Genomic DNA, 22212 nt, shown 5'->3' on the forward strand with positions numbered 1-22212 from the left:
AAATACTTAACATATTTTTTACGTGGAAAAACACTTCGGGTTTACTGTTATAACAACCATAGAGAAAATTAGCAGCAATTATGCTACTGTTTTCACTAAAAAAGCCACACTGAAAGGTGTGGCTTTATAAAATAAATTGTTTATCGCCGATTAGAAACCGTAACGCAAACCAATTTGTGCTTGCCAAGGATTGCCTGAAGGATTAAGTACTCCAGAGTTATTTACACGATAATTAAATGATCTGGTGTTTTGGTAGAAACTTGGAATAGCAGGCGTAGTTACATTACCGGCATTATCCCTTACCGCTGGCTTACCATTTAAAGCATATAGTGATTGACTTCCGAAGGTTTCTGTTACACCCCATTTCTTATTCAGTAAGTTGGCAAAGTTGAAAATATCACCCGAAATCTCTACGCTTTGCTTTCTAGCTTTACCAAATTTGAATTGATAAGCCAACCTTACATCTACCGTTCCAAAGAACCTGTTGATTCCACCATTACGTTCAGCCATTCTTCCTTCGTATTTCAAGATATAATCTTTTAAACTTTGGTCAGCCAAAGGATTGTCAAGCAAAGTCTGTAGGCCAGTGCGAACATTAGCTGGCACATTAGGATTATTTCTGTCGAAGATGTAAGCTAAGTCATTAGTACCTGCAACAAAATCGCCATTGCTATTCACTCCCGAAAGCAAGCTGTAACGCGTACCTCCGATACCAGAATAACGTACCCCTACTTTAACACCCCAAAGTGTAGGCAAAGTACCATAAACTACTACCTTATGCCTGAACTGACCATTTGAATAGCTCATTCTACTCAAATCACGTGGATCATCAACCACAGGTAATGATAATGTTGCTGAGTTCGCCACGTTACCGTTGAAAGAAGTGTTGTCTTTTGCGTCGTTCCAAGTATAACTTGCCGAAATCTCACCATCTCTAAAATATCTCCAATTTCCATCAACCACTACCGCAAACTGGTTTACCTTACCTTTGCTGTTCAACTCTAATACACGACCAAACTGATTACTCAAACGACCTGTTTTCCAGTCAGGAATACCATCTTCAGGAATCGAAGGTACAAATACACCTCTACCACCCTCGTCAGGTAAGGTAAGACCTGGAGTAGCAATCATATTCCTATCCACATACATATAGTTGTTACGTGCAAAAGTGGCATAACCGGTAATTCCAACACGCAAATTATCATTGATCAACTTATTATAAGATAGGTTGGCTTTATACACCACTGGCATTTTAGCATCCTCCGCATAGGTATTGATCATTGGCACCTGAGATCCTGGTAACGTAGGAGCTAGCGCTGTACCATTTCTATAACCAATAAAATCAGGCATTGGTACATTTGCTCCAGTAACATCTACAGTAGCAAAATGCTTACCATCAAAAGAAAGGTTATTGATGGTAACGTAGTTATTTACGTCAGAACCAAAGATACCCGCTCCGAAACGTAAGTAATCCGTATGTTTTTCATTCACATCCCAGTTAAACTGGATACGAGGCTGCACCAAAAACTGCTTCAATTCATGATCCGTTCTTACCCCAATCGCATTATATAACTCTTGGTTAAGTGGAGATTTTGGATATTTACTATAATCGATACGCAAACCTCCTGTAAACTCTAAACCTTTGGCCAATTTAGTTTGCATCTGTCCATAAATCGCCGTATTCCAAATACCTGCCCTTACGCTAGGATCATCCATTAAAGGCACCTCACGGTAATACAATGATGGTCTCAAGTTATCGAAATTTTGCATCGACGTTCCGACACTGTTGGTCTGATACTCAAAACGACCATTTACCTCACTACCATATAAAGATAGTGCATTGGTGTACATCAAATCTAATCCGAAAGTATATTTTACTTTATCAGTATTGTAATAGAAATTATCTACCAACTGAATTACATTATTTGTAAAACCTTCCTGCGCAAAACGATGACCTCCAATTTGAATCGCTGTAGACCCTGTTAATCCATTAGATGTTATATTTCTTACGATAGCTCTAGGGATAGCACCAGGTAATTGGTTACCTTGCGCACTCTCTTGGAAAGTGTATAAATGTTGCACTTTCAATTCGTTAGTCACTTTACTGCTAATGGTAGAACGAAGTGTAGCCAATAAGCTATTATCTACGTTTTTATCATTACCATAACTTTCTAAAAAGTTGATAGCAGTATTATCACCTAAACCTAATGGATTTCTATCATTCGTGTAGTTATCCCTTACGGTTAACAAATGTTTATCATTGATTTGCCAATCTAAACGAATAAAACCAGCATCTGTGCCACGTTTTTTATCGAAAGTACCGAACTGCGGTGTGTTAGCTACGCCATATTTCGCTCTTGCTACACTTAAAAACTGATTTAAGGTAGCATTAGTAATATTGTACCTTGCTGCATCAGCGTCTGTTTGCACATCAGCAATAATTAACGGACGAGCATCTTTTTGATGATCCCATCCCACAAAATAGTGTAATTTATCTTTGATGATCGGACCGCCTAAAGTAAAACCATATTGGTAAGTAGAGAAATCATTTGTTCTCTTGTTACCTCTGATATCATTAGGGCTAGCTAACCAATCTGCACGACCGTAACCAAAAGCACTACCTGAAATTTCGTTAGTACCAGATTTAGTTACTGCACTAACGGTACCGCCACCTGCACGACCTAAAGTAACATCGTATTGGTTGGTTACTACTTTAAATTCCCTTACCGATTCAATTGAGATAGAATACGGTGCACCACTTCTGCTGGTTGTACTACCTGCCGAAGTTGGGTTTTTTGCGGTCATACCATCAATAGTGAAGTTGGTAGAAGAACCTAATTGACCAGAAATCCCACCATTTCCTGCTAATGGAGAAAGATCTGTTAAGCTTGAGAAGTTACGTCCGTTAATCGGCAATTGGTTCATGGTTTTAGAAGAAATCTCGGTGGAAGCTCCAAACTGCTCTGATTTATTTCTTAAACCGTTACCGTTAATTTGCACCGCTTGTAAGGTTTGTGCAGCTGTCTGCATATTTACGTTTGCTCTTACTGCATCGCCTTGGTTTAGCATATAACCAGAAAGCGTTTGCTCACCAAAACCTAAAAAGTTCACTTTTACTGTGTATGGGCCACCTAAAGGCAATTCTTTAAAAGTGTAATCGCCCTGATTATTGGTACCAATCTTACTGGTAAAACCTGTTGATTCGTTTCGGATCTGAACTGACGCACCCGGAATAGGTTTTTTCTCTTCGTCGGTTACCTTGCCTGAAATAGACGCTTGCGTAGTTTGGGCATTAGCGTTAGCAAAACCCAAGAGCAAAAGCATCAGCATTGATAATTTAAATAAAGCTCGTTGCATGTAAATTCCTTTAATTGTTTACATGCAAAATTGCTTGGAGTAGATTAACTCAAATACTTACAAAAATTAACTATTTATGAAATTAAAAGCAAAAGTTTAAGTTTATGTAAACAAATACAACAAAAAGAAAACATTAATTCGCTTAAAAAAACATCTATTTAATTGAAAAAACATCCTTAAAAGCCTAAAAAACACTTTTAAAGCTAATTCGAGAGAAAAACTTCAGTATTACAAAAATTTAACTATCAATTAAGACAAATGAAACATAACGTAATTAACTTCCATTATAACTTAAAACGATTATAAATAACCTCATAAATTTTCGCCTGATACAATCGCACAATTAATTTCATATTTTTGAAAATTAAAAAAACAAGACATGAACTTATACGGAATACTAAAGAGTGCGCACTCAGGTTGGCGCTACATTGTTCTAATTTTATTAGTGGTTGCAATTATCCAAGCATTAGCCGGATGGTTAGGTAAAAAAGGATACACTGAAGGCAACAGAAAACTAAACGTGTTCACTTTAATTAGTGCACACATCCAATTACTGATTGGCTTAGTGTTATATTTCTTAAGTCCAATGACTAAAGGACCTACTAGCGAGCCATTGTTCCGCTATTGGAAAATGGAACACATTGCTATTATGATTGTAGCTGTTGTATTAATTACTGTTGGAAATTCGAAATCTAAAAAGATTAAAGATGCTGTAGCTAAACACAAAGCAATAGCTATTTTCTTCGGCATTGCGTTAATATTAATTATCGGTTCCATCTTTATGATGGTGAAAAACGACCCATCAAGAACATTGTTTGGCATTTCTTAATTAACTATTTGATAATAATTTTAGGTTTAGCAGAGAAAATTTTCTAAAAAATTTTGATTATTTAACATTTTCTATAAATTTGCTTTACAATGATTAACAAAATGAACACTTGGCAATGGCGTAGTAACTCGAAAGAAAGTTTCGTCAATGGCTTGTGCAAAATATAGTTTATCAATTTAAACCTAAACTTAAACCACATTTAAACCCGACGGAACCACACGTCGGGTTTTTTGTTTTGGATAGCTTCGTAATTGCGAGGGATGAAGCGCTCTAAAACGAATACTAAAAAGATACCCTCTCGAATATTCGGGATAAACAGTTCCTCGTAATGACAATAAAACATAGAAATGAGTACCTATAAAATAAATACCTACAGCAAAAAAAGATTAGCAGACACCACCACACCTGTTAGCATTTATTTGCGCTTAAGAGATGTTTTCACCAACACTATACTACTTGAGAGTTCGGATTACCACAGTCGTGAAAATGCAACCAGTTACGTTTGTGCAGAACCTGTAGCAGGAATTATCCTTAAAAACGGAGAACTAAGCATCAATTACCCCGATGGAAAAACTTTGGTAAAAACTGATTTCAACCTATCCGAAGAAATTACTGCTTTCAAAGGAAAGTTTGAACGCGTTTCTTCTCCAGATTCGAAGCACATTTCTAGCGGTTTATTTGGTTACTTTACTTGGAACACGATTCAATACTTTGAAGATATCCAATTTTCATCGGCTACGCCCGAAGAAGATAAAATTCCAGAAATGCAGTACCATATTTATAGGTACATTATTGCTATCGACCACTTCAAAAATGAAATCACGCTGTTTAAAAATACTTTCAACGATGATGACGGTGATGATTTGAGTAAAATGGAATACATTATACAGAACAAAAACTTCCCAGAATATGGTTTTAGCACCAATGGCGAAGAAAGTTCAAACTTAACCAATCAAGATTTTATTGACTTGGTGGAGAAGTTAAAGAAGCACATTTACCGTGGTGATGTTTTCCAGATTGTACCCTCAAGAGCCTTTACGCAGGGGTTTTTAGGAGACGAGTTCAACGTTTATCGGTGCTTACGCTCCATTAACCCGTCACCTTATTTATTTTATTTCGATTACGGTAGTTTTAAACTTTTCGGTTCTTCGCCCGAAGCACAGATTACCATTAAAAACGAAACTGCTAATATCTTTCCAATTGCAGGTACATTTAAACGTAGCGGTAACGATGAAGAAGATGCAAAAATTGCCAAAGCTTTAGAAAACGACCCCAAAGAAAGTGCCGAACATGTGATGCTGGTTGATTTAGCGAGGAACGATTTAAGTCGCCATTGTAACCAAGTAGAAGTGAAGTCATTTAAAGAAGTGCAGTACTATTCGCATTTAATCCATTTGGTTTCTAAAGTAAGCGGGCAATTGCAAGATAAGGGCAGTTCTTTCAAGGTAGTCGCAGATACTTATCCGGCTGGAACATTGAGCGGTGCACCAAAATATAGGGCCATGCAGTTAATTGATGAAAATGAAAACCTAGGCCGTAATTTTTACGCGGGTGCAATTGGCTATATGGGCTTTAACGATGATTTTAACCATGCCATCATGATTAGAACTTTCATGAGCAAGAATAACAAACTGCATTATAGAGCTGGTGCTGGTATTGTAGCAGATTCTGTTGCCGAAACAGAATTAAATGAAGTGAATAACAAAATTGCTGCATTGCGTAAGGCGATTGAAATGGCAGTTGAGATATAGAAATAACCACAAAGACACAAATTACACAAAGAAAAACTTGGTGTTCTGAGTGCCTTTGTGGTAAAATTAAAAATATGAGTAACGAAAATATTTCTCCTAATGGGGATAAAGAAGTGGTTTTAGTAATAGACAACTACGATAGTTTTACCTACAATTTAGTGCATCTAATTAACGAGTTAGGCTATGAAACTGAGGTTTGGAGAAACGATAAATTTGAACTGGCCGATGTAGTGAAATATGATAAGATCTTGCTTTCTCCTGGACCAGGTATACCAGAAGAAGCTGGCTTATTATTGGATGTGATTAAAGCCTATGCATCAACAAAAAGCATCTTGGGTGTTTGTTTAGGACAGCAGGCCATTGCAGAAGCCTTTGGCGGCAGCTTATTAAATTTAGGCAGACCAATGCACGGCATCGCTACACCAGTAACCAAAACCATTGAGGATGAATTACTTTTCAGAGGCATTACAGCACCTTTTGAAGTAGGCCGTTACCACAGTTGGGTAGTAGACCCGGCAAATCTACCTGATGTTTTGGAGGTAACTTCGATAGATACAGACGGACAGATCATGTCGGTAAGACATAAGGAGTTGGATGTTTGTGGCGTGCAGTTCCATCCAGAAAGTGTGCTAACACCGGAAGGAAAACAAATGATGAAAAACTGGTTAACTCTTTAACTTTATTATCATTACGAGGAACGCAAAGCAGCTACCCAGTAAATCTGTTAAATAGATTGCTTCGTCATTCTTCCTCGCAATGACGACCATGTATATATGAACATACTAGACAAAATCGTTCTACGAAAAAAAGAAGAAGTTGCAATTGCTAAACAACAAGTAAGTGTAAAAGACTTAGAAAGCCATCCTACTTTCGGCAGAACTCCTTATCGTTTTAAGGATTTTCTTTTATCCGATGATAGAACTGGCATCATTGCCGAGTTCAAAAAACAGTCGCCATCTAAAGGTGTAATTAATGGCGAAGCCGATGTAAAAGCAATTACGCAAGCCTATAATTTGGCTGGCGCTTCGGCACTTTCCGTATTGACTGACACTGATTTTTTTGGTGGCAAAAAAGAGGATTTATTGCAAGCCCGCAGCGTAAATGAGATCCCTATTTTAAGGAAAGATTTTATGATTGATGAATATCAAATCTTTGAAGCTAAAGCTTGGGGAGCTGATATTATTTTACTGATTGCAGCCATTTTGACACCGCAGCAAATTGTAGATTATGGTAAATTGGCGCAAAGCTTAGGCTTAAATGTACTGTTAGAAGTTCATGACTTGGTAGAATTGGAAAGAAGCATTTGTCCGCACTTGGATGCTATTGGCGTAAACAATAGAAACTTGGGAGATTTTACGGTGAACATTCAAACTTCATTTGATTTGGTGGATAGAATTCCAAATGAGTTTTTAAAGATTTCGGAAAGTGCAATCAGTAACCCACAAACGATTAAAGATTTGAAGGAAGTAGGTTTTCAAGGCTTCCTGATTGGCGAAAATTTTATGAAAACTGAAAACCCAGGTTTAGCGATGAAGGAATTTGTTGGGGAGTTGTAACACCGATAATACAACCGTCATTTCGAGCGAAACAAAGTGAAGTCGAGAAATCTTTGAATAGCGATTAGTTCACTCCAAAGATTTCTCCGTTCCGCTATGCTCCAGTCGAAATGACGGCAAGAATAGCCCAGTCCCTCATACCTGACTACTGATACCTGCCCCCTTAATTCCTAACGATCAAACTTTACACACTCTTTCAACTGCTTTTTAGTGTAAGCTAAGTTATACTGCTTCAACACATCATCAGGTACACCGTTCCACTGATTTGGACTGTTACCAGCATAACCAATATCAGCGACGCCAATTTCTGAGGTATAGAACCCAGAAGCTACCAAATTCCTCAACCTGCTAAAAAAAGAAACACCCTGACTTAGCTCCTTTGGTGCTTTTTTAGGATAGGCAATTAAATCCACTAACTCAATTTGCTGTGTTTCATTACATTCTCTAAACGGTTTGCCAAAACGCTTTAGGCATTGCATATCAACCCAACGCAAACCACCTCGCATCGGTATTTGGTGCTGTGGCATATCGCGGACAATGAAATCAATAAAATCAGGTACTTTTGCATCAGAAGCACTTCCGCTCACTTCATCTTTAGGTATAATAATATCCGACAGAATGGTGATTGTAGCCATTTCTTCCTTTGTAAAAAACTTACCTTGCGCAATCAGCTGCTTTTCTCTTTCTAACTCCTCTTTTGCCCTATCATAATTAAAAACGGGTTCCTCTTGTTCCTTCTGAATAGGTAATTCTGCCTTGCTGCTATTTACCAAGGCAGTAGCAGAAATGGCACCAACGCCCAACATTTTTAACGTTTCTCTTCTGTTCATGGCTTATAAGTTTTGTTTTTTCATTTCCGAAATAATGTATTCACTAGCTCGCATCGATAATGCTAAAATAGTCCATGTGATGTTTTTATCCGCTTGTGAGGTAAAGGCAGCGCCATCTACCACAAACAAATTCTTACAATCGTGAGCTTGGTTATATTTATTTAAGACAGATGTTTTGGGGTCGCTACCCATCCGAGCGGTACCCGCTTCATGAATAATCTTACCTGGAGGTTCCAGTCCGTAGTTATTCCCTTTGTTATAATCGCCACCCCAAGTTACAATAGCGCCCATGTTGTGCATCATTTCGTCGAAAGTTTCTTTCATGTGCTTGGCTTGCAAAATTTCATGGTCGCTCCATTTCACATTGAACTTCAACACCGGAATACCGAATTTATCCACTACGCTCGGGTCAATTTCACAACGGTTATCATACATCGCGATAGCTTCCCCACGACCTGCCATACCTACACTTGCACCATAGAAATAACGATAATCTTCTTTTAAGGATTTACCGTAGCCACCCGCTTCCTTCTGCTGGCCACGAACTGCAAACTTTCCGTTCATTCCTTCGATACCGCCACCAAAACCATAAGCTGGTTGGCTCATTCCGCCCCAATACTCAATATGGTAACCTCGAGGGAAATCCAGTTTTTTATTATCTAACCACCAAGGCGAGTAGATGTGCATGCCGCCAACGCCATCTTCGTTATAGCGTTTCCTGTCAAATAATTGAGGCAGTACACCACCTAAGGCTGCTCCAGTAGAATCATGTAAATAGCGGCCAACTACATCGCTGCTGTTAGCTAATCCATTTGGATGACGCTTTGATTTTGAGTTTAATAACAAACGAGATGATTCACAAGCACTCGCCGCTAAAATTACGGTACGACCGGTAACTTGATATTCCATCATATCATCTTTATTGATGTACGAAACACCAGTTGCCAAACCTTCTGCATCGGTCAATACTTCCCTTGCCATCGCATTAGGAATAACATCAACATTTCCAGTTTCTATAGCGGGGTAAATGAGTACATTGGTAGAAGAAAAATCTGCTTTTGCCATACTGCAATTTCTATTACACTGACCGCAGAAAAAGCAAACACCTCTATCATCATTTAATTTTTGGGTAAGGATAGATAACCTTGACGGAATTACCTTTACCCCAGAAACTGCTGCTCCTTTTTGAATAAAAAGTTCATGTAAACGAGGTTTTGGAGGCGGCATGAAAAATCCATCTGGATGGTCTTCTAAGCCTTCATTAGTACCAAAGATGCCAATCAATTTATCCACTCTATCGTAAAAAGGTTTAATATCATCATAGCTAATCGGCCAATTTTCGCCTAAACCATCTACGTCTTTTCTTTTAAAATCTTTAGGCCCGAAACGTAAAGAAATACGTCCCCAGTGGTTGGTTCTTCCACCTAACATACGAGCACGCCACCAATCCCATTCGGTATCTGGTGCTTTGGTGTAAGGTTCGCCTTCTATGTCCCAACCATAGTAACAGGCATCAAAATCTCCAAAAGGACGAAATTTTGTACTTGCACCTCTACGTGGAGACTCCCAAGGATTCTTTAATTGTGTAATGTTCTTTTGTGGGTCGTACATGGCTCCGGCTTCTAAAAGGCATACTTTTAAACCAGCTTTGGCAAGTGTATAGGCTGCCATACCTCCACCAGCACCCGAACCTACAATTACCGCATCGTAATGTTTGCTTTGTTTCTTGATTTGCATCTAGGCTTATAAATTAGTTAGGTAATTTGAAGTTAATAGATTTTTGTGGTTTGGTCAAATGTTGATGAATCAAATAGCATAGCGGGCTTATGTCTTTGCGTTAAATATTTACTACCGCAAAGATTTTTGAAGTTCTCGCAAAGAACGCAAAGTTTAAAATTCATTTTGCCAGTTAGCCGATTGCAGCTAAAATACTTTTGCAAGTGTCATCCTGAGCTTGTCGAAGGATTGTTTTGTAATAGATGCATGATAAACTCAGCATGAAACTATGGAAAGCAGTATCAGCAAAAGATTGAAGTGGAAAGCAGGAATGACGAAGATATTAGCAAGTAAATGGCTTCAAATTATAAAAATCGTAATAAAATACTCACAAATCAGAATATTTATTAGCGAAGTATTAACTTCAACTATTAAATTACAAGCAATGAAGAATTATATACTCGCTGCTCTAATCATTGGCGCCAGCACGGCGGCAAAAGCGCAGCAAGAAATCAGCTATGAAGTAAGTTTCCCAAATGCGGTGCATCACGAGGCGGAAGTAAGCATGACCATTCCAAATATACCAACAAATGCACCATTGAAGGTAAGATTTGCTCGTTCTTCGCCAGGAAGATATGCTACCCACGAGTTTGGTAAGAACATTTATAACCTTAAAGCATTTGACGCAAATGGAAAATCTCTAGCTTTAAAACAGCCAGCTGGCGATGTTTATGAAATTGCGAAGGCCAGTGGTAAAATCAAGATTACGTACACCATTTTCGGAAACTGGATTGACGGCACTTACTCTGGCTTTGACGAAACGCATGCCCACATGAATACGCCTGCGGTTTTTGCTTTCCCAGTCGGGATGGATAAAAGACCAAGAACGGTAAAATTTAACTATACTGGTAAAACAGACTGGAAAGTTGCCACTCAGTTGAAACCACTAGGAAACGGCGTTTATTTTGCAAGAGATTTCCAATATTTTATGGATAGTCCAATAGAGGTATCTAATTACAAAGCGGCAAGTTGGGAAGTAAAAAATACCGATGGAAAAACCCAAACCATTCATTTAATGGCCCATTCAGAAGATGATGAAATGACCATCTTTAACTATGCCAATATGCTAAAAAAAGTGGTTGCTGAGCAAAAGGCAGTTTTCGGCGAGCTACCTAATTTCGACTACGGAAATTACTACTTTTTACATTGTGTGCATCCCAGTTATGCTGGCGATGGCATGGAGCACAGAAATTCTACGGTAATTGTACAGCGCACCCCAAAAATAGGCGGAAACGAAAGCAATTTGCTGGGAACTTTTTCACATGAATTTTTCCACGCTTGGAATGTAGAACGCCTACGTCCCAAAACCTTAGAGCCTTTTAACTTTACACAATCTAATATTAGCGATGAACTTTGGATTGCAGAAGGTTTTACGCAATACTACGGCAACTTAACATTGAAGAGAGCAGGCTTTAGAACTTTAGAAAATATCACTAGAGTTTTTGGCGGCTTGGTAAACTCGGTGAGCAACTCGCCTGGAGCAAAAAGTTTCTCGCCAGTACAGGCCAGCAGATATGCTGTTTTTGCAGATGCTGGCGTAGCTGTAGACCAAACCAATCAGAGAAACATCTTTACTTCTTATTACACTTATGGCGCAGCAGTGGGTTTGGCACTAGATTTACGTTTAAGAGCTGATTTCAACCTTACTCTAGATGATTACATGAAAGCGCTTTGGAAAGCTTACGGAAAACCAGAAATTGCTTACACTATCCCTGATTTAGAAAAAACCTTGGCTAACCTTACTAAAAACCCAAACTTTGCAAAACAGTTTTTTAACAACTATGTGTATGCAACTAAAAAGGAAGATTATGCATCTTTGTTGTTGAAAGCAGGATTGGTTTTACGCAAAGAAAATGCCGGCAAAGCGTATAGTGGCATCGGTCGTTTAGAAGGAGCTGACGGTAAGGTTGTCATTCCTGCTACATTGGTTGGCTCTCCAGCTTACATTGCAGGTTTAGATATTGATGATGTACTTTTAAAAGCTGATGGAATTGACATTAAAACTGCCAAAGATTTTGAAACGGTTACAGAAAAACACCAACTAGGTGAAACAATTGAAGTGGTTTACAGTCGAAAAGGAGTAGAAAGAACTACAAAGCTTACCTTTACAGAAAACCCATCTTTAGAAGTATTACCTATTGAAAATACTGGTGGAACTTTAACAGCAGAAATGAAAGCTTTTAGGGGTAAATGGCTGGAAAGTGCGGTGAAATAAGTGGTCAGGGATTAGGGAACGGGAATTAGTCAAGTTAAAACTGAAAATTCAAAAATAAAAAAACAGCAAGATGATGAGGAGGGTTGCTCTTGATACTCGGCACTCAAATCTCGCTACTAATATCTAAAACTATAAAAATGAAAAAAACAATATTCGCAATGGGATTAGCGGTTGCCTCACTAACGGCAAGCGCACAAAACATTGACAAGATTATCACTAAAGACTATGTAGACCATTTGATTAAAACTTTAAGTTCTGATGAAATGGAAGGTCGTGGTACCTTTACACCTGGTATTGATAAAGCAGCCACTTTTATTGAAAAAGAATTTGCTTCTATTGGCTTGAAACCTCTTGAAGGACAGGCAGGCTATCGTCAGACTTTCTACAAGTATAAGTTGAAGCCAGTGAGTACTAAAGTGACTGTTGATGGACAGGTTATCGCTGACGAAAATATATTGATTTATGGCAGCAGAGCTGAAAATGTTTCTTTCGACCAAAGCAATGGCGATGGCTGGATTAAATTAGATGAAAGCAAGGATTTCATGAGCCAATTTAGAACTTTAGCACGCAGTGGAAAAAGACAATTAGTTTTAGTTGATGTGAAGTTTGTTGATGCTTTTAAACGTATTAAGGGCATGATTGGCAGAGAAGCTATTTTAGATGAAGCTGAATTACAAAACCCTAAAAGTCCAGCGATAGTGTTTGTACTGGATAAGGAAAATGTAGCAAGCACTTTCAGTGTAGAACTTAAAAACACTGTGGCTAAAATGCCCTTGTTTAACGTTGCCGGTATCATCCCTGGTAAATCTAGAGCAAAAGAGTTAGTTGTTTTCTCTGGACACTATGACCACATGGGCATTGTAAAACCTGTGGAAGGTGATAGCATTATGAACGGAGCAGATGATGATGCTTCTGGAACTTCTGCAGTAATTGCCTTAGCTAAATACTATAAAAAACTGAACAAAAATGAGCGTACCCTAATCTTCGTAGCTTTCACGGGCGAAGAAATGGGAATGCTAGGGTCTAAGTACTTTTCAGAGAAACTAAATCCAGATGAAGTAGTTGCCATGTTCAACATAGAGATGATTGGAAAAGACAGTAAGTTTGGCAAAAACACTGCTTTCATCACCGGCTACGATAAATCTGACTTAGGCAAGATCTTGCAGAAAAACCTAGAAGGAACTGAATTTACTTTCCATCCAGATCCATACAAAGAGCAACAACTTTTCTACAGAAGTGACAACGCTACCTTGGCTGCCTTGGGCGTACCTGCACACACCATCAGTACTGACCAAATTGATAGCGACAAATTATATCATACAGTGAAAGACGAGTATAGCTCTTTGGATGTAGATAACATTTTATCAACCATTAAAGCAATTGCAAAAAGTGCAGTAAGTATTTTAAGCGGAGCTGATACGCCTAGTAGAATCCCGAAGTTGAAATAAACTTTTGCACAGTCGTCATCCCCGTGAAGACGAGAATCGTAATGCGAGTTATACAGAAATCCTTTATCTATCGCATTAAGATCCAAAATAAATTTGGGATGACGTTAAATCGAAGAAGGATAAGATTTACAACTCCTTTTCCATCACGTAATCATTCATATAGAAACCGTTACCAATATCAAGGTCAACGGTTTCTTTTATTTTAAAGTCAGCTTTTTCATAGAAATCTTTGGCCTTATTGGCTCTATTTACATTGAGTTGTAGAAACTTTCCACCCTGAGCTTTCACTTGGCTTACTACTTCATTCATTAAGATTTTACCTACGCCTTTACCGTGCATTTTGGGCAACACATAAAGCTTATGCAGTTTAAATGTATGGGTATCGGAATCTATCACAGAAAAACCGGCAAAACCCACCTCTTTTTCTAATTCAGATGCAATGATAAAATGGTGACCCTGAAGCATCTGCCCCAGCAATTCGCCTTTATTGTACATCTTTTCCAACATGAAAGCAATTTGTTCCTGAGAAATAATATCGTCATAGGCAGTCGGCCAAGTTTGTTCGGCTATTGTTCTAATGATAGGTAAATCTTCTTCTTTCGCTTTTCTTAGGTAAATCATTTTTTCTAGGGGTCAGGAGTTAGTGGACAGGTATCAGTTTAAGTTAAAAGTATAAAGGCAAAAGTAAAAAGTTTTGAAAAGCACTCGTCTATTTATTCTCTCCCAGCTATCTAAATACTAACTACTAATATCTAAAAACTACAACAACTCTCCAAGAAACAAGTATGGTGCTTTGAACCTGAAGTTCACCATACCATCTTCTACTACTACGAACTCTGAGGTTTCTTGCTGCATTAAATTATCTGCTTCAAAATAAGCAATGATATCAATCAAAAAGATAGTGCCAGCTGGTTTCCAGACACTAAAGCCATCTTTAATGGCGTAATGCTTAGTTCTTTCGGTAAACAGCACCAGGTTTAAATCTGGCAAATAGCAGGTTAAATCATCAAAGCTGTTCATTTTGCTAATCACGTTTACCGCAGGATATTTCTCTTTTACCAAAAATTCCATCGCATCCTCAATTCCCTTTTTTTGTTGGGGAATAATTCTAATATTTTCTTGTAGCGCTGCACCTGCTTCTAGATTGCCAATTATAACATCTACCTTAAGACCTAAAGAAACTACTTTCTCGTATTCACTGGCCGCAACAATTACGGTTGGGCTCCACTCCAAAAGCTGACCAAGATGTTCTTCGTCAAAATTTGCAAACTCATGGATATATAAAGCAGGTTCTTGCTTTTCTTTTACAATATGATGTGATGACATTTGGTGAAGTTAAAAGTTTTTCAGTTTAAATTTTATAGTTTTAAGTTGGCAATTTACAGTTTTCAGTTAACCGATTAAACGGTTTGAACAATTAAGTAAAACATTTCAACCTTCCAACATTAAAACTTTACAACATAAATCCTATCTTAGAATATGAGCAAAAGTAAATTCGAAATTTCAAAAGAAGGTGGTCCGCACTTGAGACTGTTAAGTTTAGTAGGCAACTGGGATGGTAGCACCCGTACTTGGTTTGAGAAAGATGTACTGGCAGATGAATCGGCAACTACCAGTAAAATTATTGGCTTGCTAAACAAAAGATTTATACGATACGAATACCGAGGCACCATTAACGGAAAAACCCATGAAGGCTTAATGGTTTGGGGTTTTGACTTGGGCAATAACAAATGTGTTTGCAGCTGGATCGACAGTTTTCACATGGGTACCGGAATTATGTTTTCTGAAGGTAGTGAAACTAGCAATGGTTTTTCGGTTACCGGACAGTATAGCAACAGCGAAATGCCCGAACCTTGGGGTTGGCGTACAGAGCTAGAGATCATCAACTCCGACCAGTTTATCTTACGTGCCTACAATATATCGCCAACTGGAGAAGAAGCCAAAGCGGTAGAGACGATTAACTTGAGGATTGACTTGTAGTATTTGAAACACCTTAGACACCTTAGTTCATTTAAGAAAAATGTTTAAGCCAAATATCTAAAGTGTTCTTAGATATCTAAGGTGGTAAATCTATTTTTTATCCGCTGCAATTTGATTCGCTCTGCTCTGTTGCATTGCCATCATTTGCTTCATTGTATTGTTCATTCCTTCGGTGCTACCATCTAAGAAAATCACGTTGCCTTCGCTATATTCTGCAAATTGTTTGATCGCTTCTGTCCACATCGTGAATAGAATTACTGAAGTATCTAAATTAGCTTGTTGCATTTCGTGAGCAGCATTGGTCATACCTTTCGCTACCTCTTCCCTAAATAAAGCAATACCTTGTCCTCGTAATTGAGCGGCTTCACGTTCTGCTGTGGCAGCAATTTTTATTGCGTTACCATCAGCTTCTGCGCCTTTAGTTTTGGTAATTAATAATGCTTGACCTTCGTTTTCTGCAGCAGCTTTTAAATTGTTAGAAGCCACAACTCTACTCATTGAACGCATAATTTCCTCATCGAAAGTGATATCATTCAACTGCAAATCTTGCAAATGATAGCCCCAGCTTTCTAAAACCTGATCAATCTGATGTTTTACGTGTTCTACAATTTCATTACGTTGAGCTAATACATTAGCTTGTTTCTGCGTGGCTACATAAGCACGGATTGAACCTTCGATAGTACGAATTAATGCTTGCATCAAATTGTTAGCATCCACGAATTTAAAAGCTACATTTTTAATCGTTTCCTCGTCGTGGTTTAACACCGAATAAAGCAACATCGCCTTGAAATATACATTCGCTTGGTCTTGCGTTACTGCTTGGAAAGAAAGTTCAACCGAACGATTCTGGATAGAAATTCTAGAATGTATTACCTCGATCAAAGGAATTTTTAAGCTTAAACCTGGACGCAACAACCTTTGGTATTTACCAAAAATAGTGATGACTGCAATTGTACCTTGTTTAACGGTTACAAAAGAACTGAAGAGAATAATTAGCGCAAATACAAGTACGCCGTAGCCGAAATAATCCATACTGTGGGGGTTTGATACCCAATGATACTAAAAAATAACTAGTAAGAAGTAAAGGCACAACTATTCTTGTCAAAAGTTATCTTGAAAATACCCATATTAAATACCCCAAACAATAGATCAAAACAAAAAAGGTGAAGTACTGTTACTAGATGTGTTTAAGCTAATAACATGAACGTAAAAAGAATTTTTGGCACCACCCTAACAGTACTCGGTATTTTCGGATTAATTTACTGCGGCTGGGGATTCCTGAAACATACGCTAGGCACTAAAGAGCTTATTGTTGTAGGCATTATTGGTCTAATCTTTTTTGTATCTGGAATTGGGCTAATCAAAAACACCAAAGACGAAGCTTAATCTATTTGTTCTTCGATTTCTTTTGTCTGATAATTAGTATTTGGCCAACTGCTACCAAAGAACATCCAACAATAGTTACAATTAAAGATCTGGTACGCTCAGGATTTAGATAAAGCAAATACAAAGCATACATAACAATTGCAAAAGCGGCAATTCCAATTACATAATGTAGCGTTAGTTTATTCTTCATTTAACGATATTCTATTGTTATCAAATTTTAACCCATGACCTTTGAAATCGACATCGGTTAATGATTTTATTTTGTTAAACGCTGCATGAGTTTCATCTACTGTTAATCGATTAATTTTGTCCTGTTTCACAGAAACCACATCAGCGTAAAGGAAATCTCCTTTGGAATTTAATTTTAGTTGCAACAATGGAGCGATTCCATTTGGACCTTTCAAACTAAACATACCATAGGTACAGAAATTACCTAAGCTATAGGCAATAAATTTATTTTTGTAGACCTCTACTGCTCTAGTTACATGAGGTCCGTGACCTAAAACCACGTCTGCTCCTGCATCTATTACAGCATGCGCAAAAGCGTAAACATTGCCACGATTTTCCCTATAAAAGATTTCCGTTTTACGGGTAACGTGTTCAAATTTTGCACCTTCGCCACCGCCATGAAAAGACACGATAACGATATCAGCCTGCTCTTTTAGCTTTGCTATCAATAATTTAGCGCTATCAATTTTTCTGATATCTACCGTATTTTCGTTGGGAGCAAAAGCCGCGAAAGCATATTTCACACTGTCGATGGTAAAGAAATCAAATGGTTTATCTAACTGCCCAGCGTAGCTGATTTGCAAAGAATCTAAAATCTTCGCTGTGTTTTTTCTTCCTCGTGTGTTAAAATCACCAACATGATTATTAGCTACACTCAACACATTGAAGCCTGCGGTTTTGAAAATACCAGCATAACGATCGGGCATTCTAAAAGCATAACAACTATTAGGGTTAATACCATTACATTTGGATGAGTTGCCAGTGTTCAAGAAACATCCTTCTAGGTTACCAAACACTACATCGCCTTTGAGAAAAGTATCTACCTCTTTGAAACTATTTACAGCATCATCTGGTGGCAAATTTAATTTACTAGGAAAAGCAGAGCCCAACATGATATCGCCCACGGCAACAATGCTAATGGTATCTTTTAACTTTCTTATCTTAACAGTATCTGTTTTTACTTCTTGCTTGGTTTCAACTGGCTTATTCTGACAGCTCAACATCAAATAGGTGATGCCAATCCCAGCAAGTAATCCAAAAATTTTCTTCATCATATTCCAAAAAAAATCCTCCCCAAAATGGGAAGGACTATATCTTTATTCTGTGTTCCTTAATCTTTTATCAAAATTATTCAACAACCGCTCCGTCACCCGGCTCTAAAATTCTACCACCTTTATAAAAATAACGACTGTAATAAGGTTCGTTTAAATTGCTAATTACCACGCCTCTAGTACTCGATGCATGAGCAAAGCGATTTTCGCCTAAATAAACACCTATGTGAGAAATACTGCGGCTTTTAATTTTGAAGAAAACTAAATCGCCTTCTTTTAATTCATCTTTAGACAATGGATTTACCATGCTAAAAATATCACGTGAGTTACGTAAGATATTTGTATTGAAAACTTTATCGTAAATGGCTTTAGTAAAAGCAGAACAATCAATACCTTTTTTAGTGTTGCCACCAAAACGATAAGGAGTTCCAATCCATTCGTAAATAAACTTATATAACTTTAGGTTTGAAGTTGCATCTACAGCAACACCCATTACTTGCGAGAAATATTGCGAAGCTAAATTGTCTGGATCTTCTACTTTAGCAGCTTCTTTGGTTTTAGTTTGGGCAAACGTTGCCGAAAAAGATGCGAGAACGATTAAGGTAGAAAACAAAAACTTTTTAATCATGTGATACTATTAAGTTTGGGTAAAAAACAACACTTACACTTAACGTAAACCAACAAGGGCTTATTGTTACGGCAGCAAAAATAAAACTTAACATTGTTTTATCCAAACTTAAAATGTTAAAAAATAGGAGTTATTAACATTTCCATCCTTCATTAGATGGTAAGCACACATTTTTCTAAGTTTTTTTGATAAATCAATCTACCATTCTTTTTAAAAATTAAAAATTAGGCTAAACCCTAAGTACACCAAATTAAATTTCTGTTTTGAAAGCCTTTGAGTTTTAGCCAATAATCGCAAAACGAATAGCGTAAAATTTACCATTTTAAAAACTGGTATAAAAAGCAGTACAACAATGGGTTTAATTGATAGTTCATGTTGTTTTTACATTAGCGGGTATACAAAAATCCAAGAAAATAAATTAGATTTGCTCTCGTAAATAAAAATTTATCATCAAAACATGAGTGCAGTAGAAATTAATAAAGATACCTATTTGAAGTGGTTTGAATCGATGTTGCTGATGCGCAAGTTCGAAGAAAAAACTGGTCAACTTTATGGTCAACAAAAAATCAGAGGTTTTTGCCATTTATACATTGGTCAAGAGGCCGTAGTTGCGGGAGCAATCTCTGCAATGCAAAAAGGCGATTCGATGCTTACTTCATATAGAGATCACGCTCATGGTTTAGCTTTAGGAATGAGTGCTAACAGCATCATGGCCGAAATGTATGGCAAAGTAACTGGCTGTTCTAAAGGAAAAGGTGGTTCGATGCACATTTTCAGTAAAGAGCACAACTTCTACGGAGGTCACGGTATCGTAGGTGGTCAAATGCCACTAGGTGCTGGTATTGCTTTCGCAGAAAAATATAAAGGTACAGACAACGTAAACATCTGCTACATGGGCGATGGCGCTGTTCGTCAGGGAGCTTTAAACGAGTCGTTCAATATGGCGATGTTATGGAAACTTCCAGTAGTTTTTGTTTGTGAGAACAATGGTTATGCGATGGGTACTTCGGTAGAACGTACTACTAACATGATGGATATCTACAAAATTGGTTTAGGTTTTGATATGCCATGCGCACCAGTTGACGGTATGGATCCAGTTGCGGTACACAATGCAATGGATGAGGCTATTCAACGTGCTCGTGCTGGCGAAGGACCAACTTTCTTAGAAATGAGAACTTACCGTTACAGAGGTCACTCGATGTCAGATCCTGCTAAATATCGTACCAAAGAAGAATTGGAAGAGTACAAAGCAAAAGATCCAATTGAACAAGTAAGAGAGGTTATCCTTAAAGAAAAATATGCTGATGAAGCTTGGATTACCGAAATTGAAGAGAAAGTAAAAGGTATTGTTGATGAGTCGGTGAAATTTGCTGAAGAATCTCCTTGGCCACAACCAGAAGAATTATTCGATGATATCTACGTAGATACCAAATATCCTTTTCAAGAAGTTTAATTTTTAAGACAAGCATTCAAATAAAGATATATAAATGGCTGAAGTAATTAAGATGCCCAAAATGAGCGACACCATGACCGAAGGGGTTTTGGCGAAGTGGCACAAAAAGGTAGGCGATAAAATTAAAAGTGGCGATGTTTTAGCAGAAGTTGAAACAGACAAAGCAACTATGGACATGGATTCATATTGGGATGGCACTTTATTATATATTGGCGTAGAAGAAGGTCAAGCGGTTCCAATTGATGCTGTAATGGCAGTAGTTGGTAAAGAAGGCGAAGACTATAAAGCTGCGTTGGAAGCTGAAACTGGCGGTGCTGCAAAAGCAGAAACCAAAGAAGAAGCTCCGAAAGAAGAAGCAAAAACTGAAACAGCTCCTGCACAAGGTGGTGGTTTAAGTGAAGCAGAACTTTCTGCAAAAGGTATTACGGTAATTCGTATGCCTTTGCTAAGCGATACCATGACTGAAGGTGTAATTGCTGAATGGCATAAAAAAGTAGGTGATAAAGTAAAAGACGATGACATCTTAGCTGACGTAGAAACTGATAAAGCGACTATGGAAGTAATGGGTTACGCTACTGGAACTTTATTGCACGTTGGTGTACAAAAAGGCGAAGCTGCTAAAGTTAACGGCATTATTGCGATAGTGGGTCCAGAAGGAACTGATGTAAGCGCTATTTTAGCTGGCGGCGATGCTCCTGCTGCTCCTAAGTCGGAAAGCAAAGAGACCGAAAGTCCGAAAGCTGAAGCTGCAAAAACTGAAGCTCCAAAAGAAGAAGAAAAAGCGCAAGTTGCTGCTAGCTCAAACGGTGGTCGTATCATCGCATCGCCTTTGGCTAAGAAAATTGCAAAAGATAAAGGAATTGATTTAGCACAAGTTGCTGGTAGTGCAGAAGGTGGTCGTATCATTAAGAAAGATATCGAGAACTTTACACCATCGGCTGCTCCTGCTGCTAAAGCCGACGCACCTGCTTCATCTGAAAAAGCTGCTGCTGCTCCAGTAATCCCAACTTATGTTGGCGAAGAAAAATATACAGAGAAACCAGTTTCGCAAATGCGTAAAGTAATTGCTAAACGTTTAGGCGAAAGTTTATTTACAGCTCCACATTTCTACTTAACCATTAGTATCGATATGGACAACGCAATGGCGGCTCGTACGTCAATCAACACTGTTGCTCCTGTAAAAGTTTCTTTCAACGATATCGTGATTAAAGCGGTTGCTGTAGCATTGAAAAAACACCCAGCGGTTAACTCTTCATGGGGTGGCGATAAAATCCGTTTCAACGAGCATACTAACATTGGTGTAGCTATGGCGGTTGAAGATGGTTTATTGGTTCCTGTAGTTCGTTTTGCTGATGGCAAATCTTTATCTCACATTTCTGCTGAGGTGAAAGAGTACGGTGCTAAAGCAAAAGCTAAGAAATTACAACCATCAGATTGGGAAGGCTCAACTTTCACCGTATCTAACTTAGGTATGTTCGGTATCGATGAGTTTACATCTATCATCAACTCTCCAGACGGAGCAATTTTATCGGTAGGTGCTATACAAGCAGTTCCTGTAGTTAAAAACGGTGCTGTGGTACCTGGAAACGTAATGAAATTAACTTTAGGTTGCGACCACCGTGTAGTAGACGGCGCAACTGGTGCAGCTTTCTTACAAACGTTAAAACAATTGTTAGAAGCACCTATTACGTTATTAGCATAAAAATCTCTCTTTCGAGAACAA

The 22212-nt window shown here is 38.1% G+C and carries 19 protein-coding genes; 10 read left to right on the forward strand and 9 right to left on the reverse strand.

Going from position 1 to position 22212, the window contains the following annotated elements; genetic code table 11:
* Positions 1–150: 150 nt before the first annotated feature.
* The gene (locus tag CRO54_RS16305; protein ID WP_244904295.1) at positions 151–3324 is read right to left on the reverse strand and encodes a TonB-dependent receptor; all 3174 of its coding nucleotides are present in this window, start codon (positions 3322–3324) and stop codon (positions 151–153) included.
* 412 nt (positions 3325–3736) lie between these two features.
* On the opposite strand from CRO54_RS16305, the gene CRO54_RS16310 reads away from it, so the two are divergent.
* The 4 genes from CRO54_RS16310 to trpC all read left to right on the forward strand — a co-directional run bounded on the left by CRO54_RS16310 (position 3737) and on the right by trpC (position 7493).
* On the forward strand, positions 3737–4186 hold the full coding sequence (locus CRO54_RS16310; RefSeq protein WP_097133160.1) for a cytochrome B: 450 nt from the start codon (positions 3737–3739) through the stop codon (positions 4184–4186).
* A 347-nt stretch (positions 4187–4533) separates the two neighbouring features.
* The gene (locus CRO54_RS16315) at positions 4534–5937 is read left to right on the forward strand and encodes an anthranilate synthase component I family protein (RefSeq protein WP_097133161.1); all 1404 of its coding nucleotides are present in this window, start codon (positions 4534–4536) and stop codon (positions 5935–5937) included.
* Between the two features lie 74 nt (positions 5938–6011).
* Positions 6012–6614 carry an anthranilate synthase component II gene (locus CRO54_RS16320; RefSeq protein WP_097133162.1) on the forward strand — a complete coding sequence of 201 codons (603 nt, stop codon included), beginning with the start codon at positions 6012–6014 and terminating at the stop codon, positions 6612–6614.
* Between the two features lie 96 nt (positions 6615–6710).
* Positions 6711–7493 (forward strand): indole-3-glycerol phosphate synthase TrpC, encoded by a 783-nt coding sequence (trpC, locus tag CRO54_RS16325; protein WP_097133163.1) that lies wholly within the window; start codon positions 6711–6713, stop codon positions 7491–7493.
* A 170-nt stretch (positions 7494–7663) separates the two neighbouring features.
* Here the strand turns inward: trpC and CRO54_RS16330 are convergent, their stop codons facing one another.
* Both CRO54_RS16330 and CRO54_RS16335 read right to left on the reverse strand, forming a co-directional pair.
* Positions 7664–8323, reverse strand: a complete 660-nt coding sequence (locus CRO54_RS16330; RefSeq protein WP_097133164.1) for a gluconate 2-dehydrogenase subunit 3 family protein — start codon at positions 8321–8323, stop codon at positions 7664–7666.
* A 3-nt stretch (positions 8324–8326) separates the two neighbouring features.
* Complete coding sequence (locus CRO54_RS16335) at positions 8327–10060, reverse strand: GMC oxidoreductase (RefSeq protein ID WP_097133165.1); 1734 nt, start codon at positions 10058–10060, stop codon at positions 8327–8329.
* A 268-nt stretch (positions 10061–10328) separates the two neighbouring features.
* Between CRO54_RS16335 and CRO54_RS16340 the strand changes: the two genes are divergently transcribed.
* Both CRO54_RS16340 and CRO54_RS16345 read left to right on the forward strand, forming a co-directional pair.
* Positions 10329–12314 carry a M61 family metallopeptidase gene (locus CRO54_RS16340; protein ID WP_240775169.1) on the forward strand — a complete coding sequence of 662 codons (1986 nt, stop codon included), beginning with the start codon at positions 10329–10331 and terminating at the stop codon, positions 12312–12314.
* Between the two features lie 137 nt (positions 12315–12451).
* Positions 12452–13762: a M20/M25/M40 family metallo-hydrolase gene (locus CRO54_RS16345; RefSeq protein WP_097133166.1), complete on the forward strand. Its 1311-nt coding sequence runs from the start codon at positions 12452–12454 to the stop codon at positions 13760–13762.
* A gap of 126 nt (positions 13763–13888) precedes the next feature.
* Here CRO54_RS16345 and CRO54_RS16350 read toward each other — a convergent pair whose 3' ends face one another.
* On the reverse strand, positions 13889–14383 hold the full coding sequence (locus CRO54_RS16350) for a GNAT family N-acetyltransferase (RefSeq protein ID WP_097133167.1): 495 nt from the start codon (positions 14381–14383) through the stop codon (positions 13889–13891).
* Positions 14384–14521: 138 nt separating this feature from the next.
* Positions 14522–15088 carry a thiamine pyrophosphokinase gene (locus CRO54_RS16355; RefSeq protein WP_097133168.1) on the reverse strand — a complete coding sequence of 189 codons (567 nt, stop codon included), beginning with the start codon at positions 15086–15088 and terminating at the stop codon, positions 14522–14524.
* 153 nt (positions 15089–15241) lie between these two features.
* Here CRO54_RS16355 and CRO54_RS16360 point away from each other — a divergent pair, with 153 nt between their 5' ends.
* Positions 15242–15742 (forward strand): DUF1579 family protein, encoded by a 501-nt coding sequence (locus CRO54_RS16360; protein WP_097133169.1) that lies wholly within the window; start codon positions 15242–15244, stop codon positions 15740–15742.
* Between the two features lie 90 nt (positions 15743–15832).
* Here CRO54_RS16360 and CRO54_RS16365 read toward each other — a convergent pair whose 3' ends face one another.
* Positions 15833–16774: an SPFH domain-containing protein gene (locus CRO54_RS16365; RefSeq protein WP_097133170.1), complete on the reverse strand. Its 942-nt coding sequence runs from the start codon at positions 16772–16774 to the stop codon at positions 15833–15835.
* A gap of 168 nt (positions 16775–16942) precedes the next feature.
* Between CRO54_RS16365 and CRO54_RS16370 the strand changes: the two genes are divergently transcribed.
* On the forward strand, positions 16943–17128 hold the full coding sequence (locus tag CRO54_RS16370; RefSeq protein ID WP_097133171.1) for a hypothetical protein: 186 nt from the start codon (positions 16943–16945) through the stop codon (positions 17126–17128).
* 1 nt (position 17129) lies between these two features.
* Here CRO54_RS16370 and CRO54_RS16375 read toward each other — a convergent pair whose 3' ends face one another.
* From CRO54_RS16375 to CRO54_RS16385, 3 genes are all read right to left on the reverse strand, one after another.
* Positions 17130–17318 (reverse strand): hypothetical protein, encoded by a 189-nt coding sequence (locus CRO54_RS16375; protein ID WP_097133172.1) that lies wholly within the window; start codon positions 17316–17318, stop codon positions 17130–17132.
* The gene (locus tag CRO54_RS16380; RefSeq protein ID WP_097133769.1) at positions 17308–18408 is read right to left on the reverse strand and encodes a CapA family protein; all 1101 of its coding nucleotides are present in this window, start codon (positions 18406–18408) and stop codon (positions 17308–17310) included. Before CRO54_RS16380 ends, CRO54_RS16375 begins: the two co-directional genes overlap by 11 nt.
* 76 nt (positions 18409–18484) lie before the next feature.
* On the reverse strand, positions 18485–19036 hold the full coding sequence (locus tag CRO54_RS16385) for a C40 family peptidase (RefSeq protein WP_097133173.1): 552 nt from the start codon (positions 19034–19036) through the stop codon (positions 18485–18487).
* Between the two features lie 457 nt (positions 19037–19493).
* On the opposite strand from CRO54_RS16385, the gene pdhA reads away from it, so the two are divergent.
* Both pdhA and CRO54_RS16395 read left to right on the forward strand, forming a co-directional pair.
* Positions 19494–20489: a pyruvate dehydrogenase (acetyl-transferring) E1 component subunit alpha gene (gene pdhA, locus CRO54_RS16390; RefSeq protein ID WP_097133174.1), complete on the forward strand. Its 996-nt coding sequence runs from the start codon at positions 19494–19496 to the stop codon at positions 20487–20489.
* Between the two features lie 34 nt (positions 20490–20523).
* Positions 20524–22191 (forward strand): dihydrolipoamide acetyltransferase family protein, encoded by a 1668-nt coding sequence (locus CRO54_RS16395; RefSeq protein WP_097133175.1) that lies wholly within the window; start codon positions 20524–20526, stop codon positions 22189–22191.
* The last annotated feature ends 21 nt before the right edge of the window (positions 22192–22212 follow it).

Source organism: Pedobacter xixiisoli, assembly GCF_900215335.1.
Classification (GTDB): Bacteria; Bacteroidota; Bacteroidia; order Sphingobacteriales; family Sphingobacteriaceae; genus Pedobacter; species Pedobacter xixiisoli.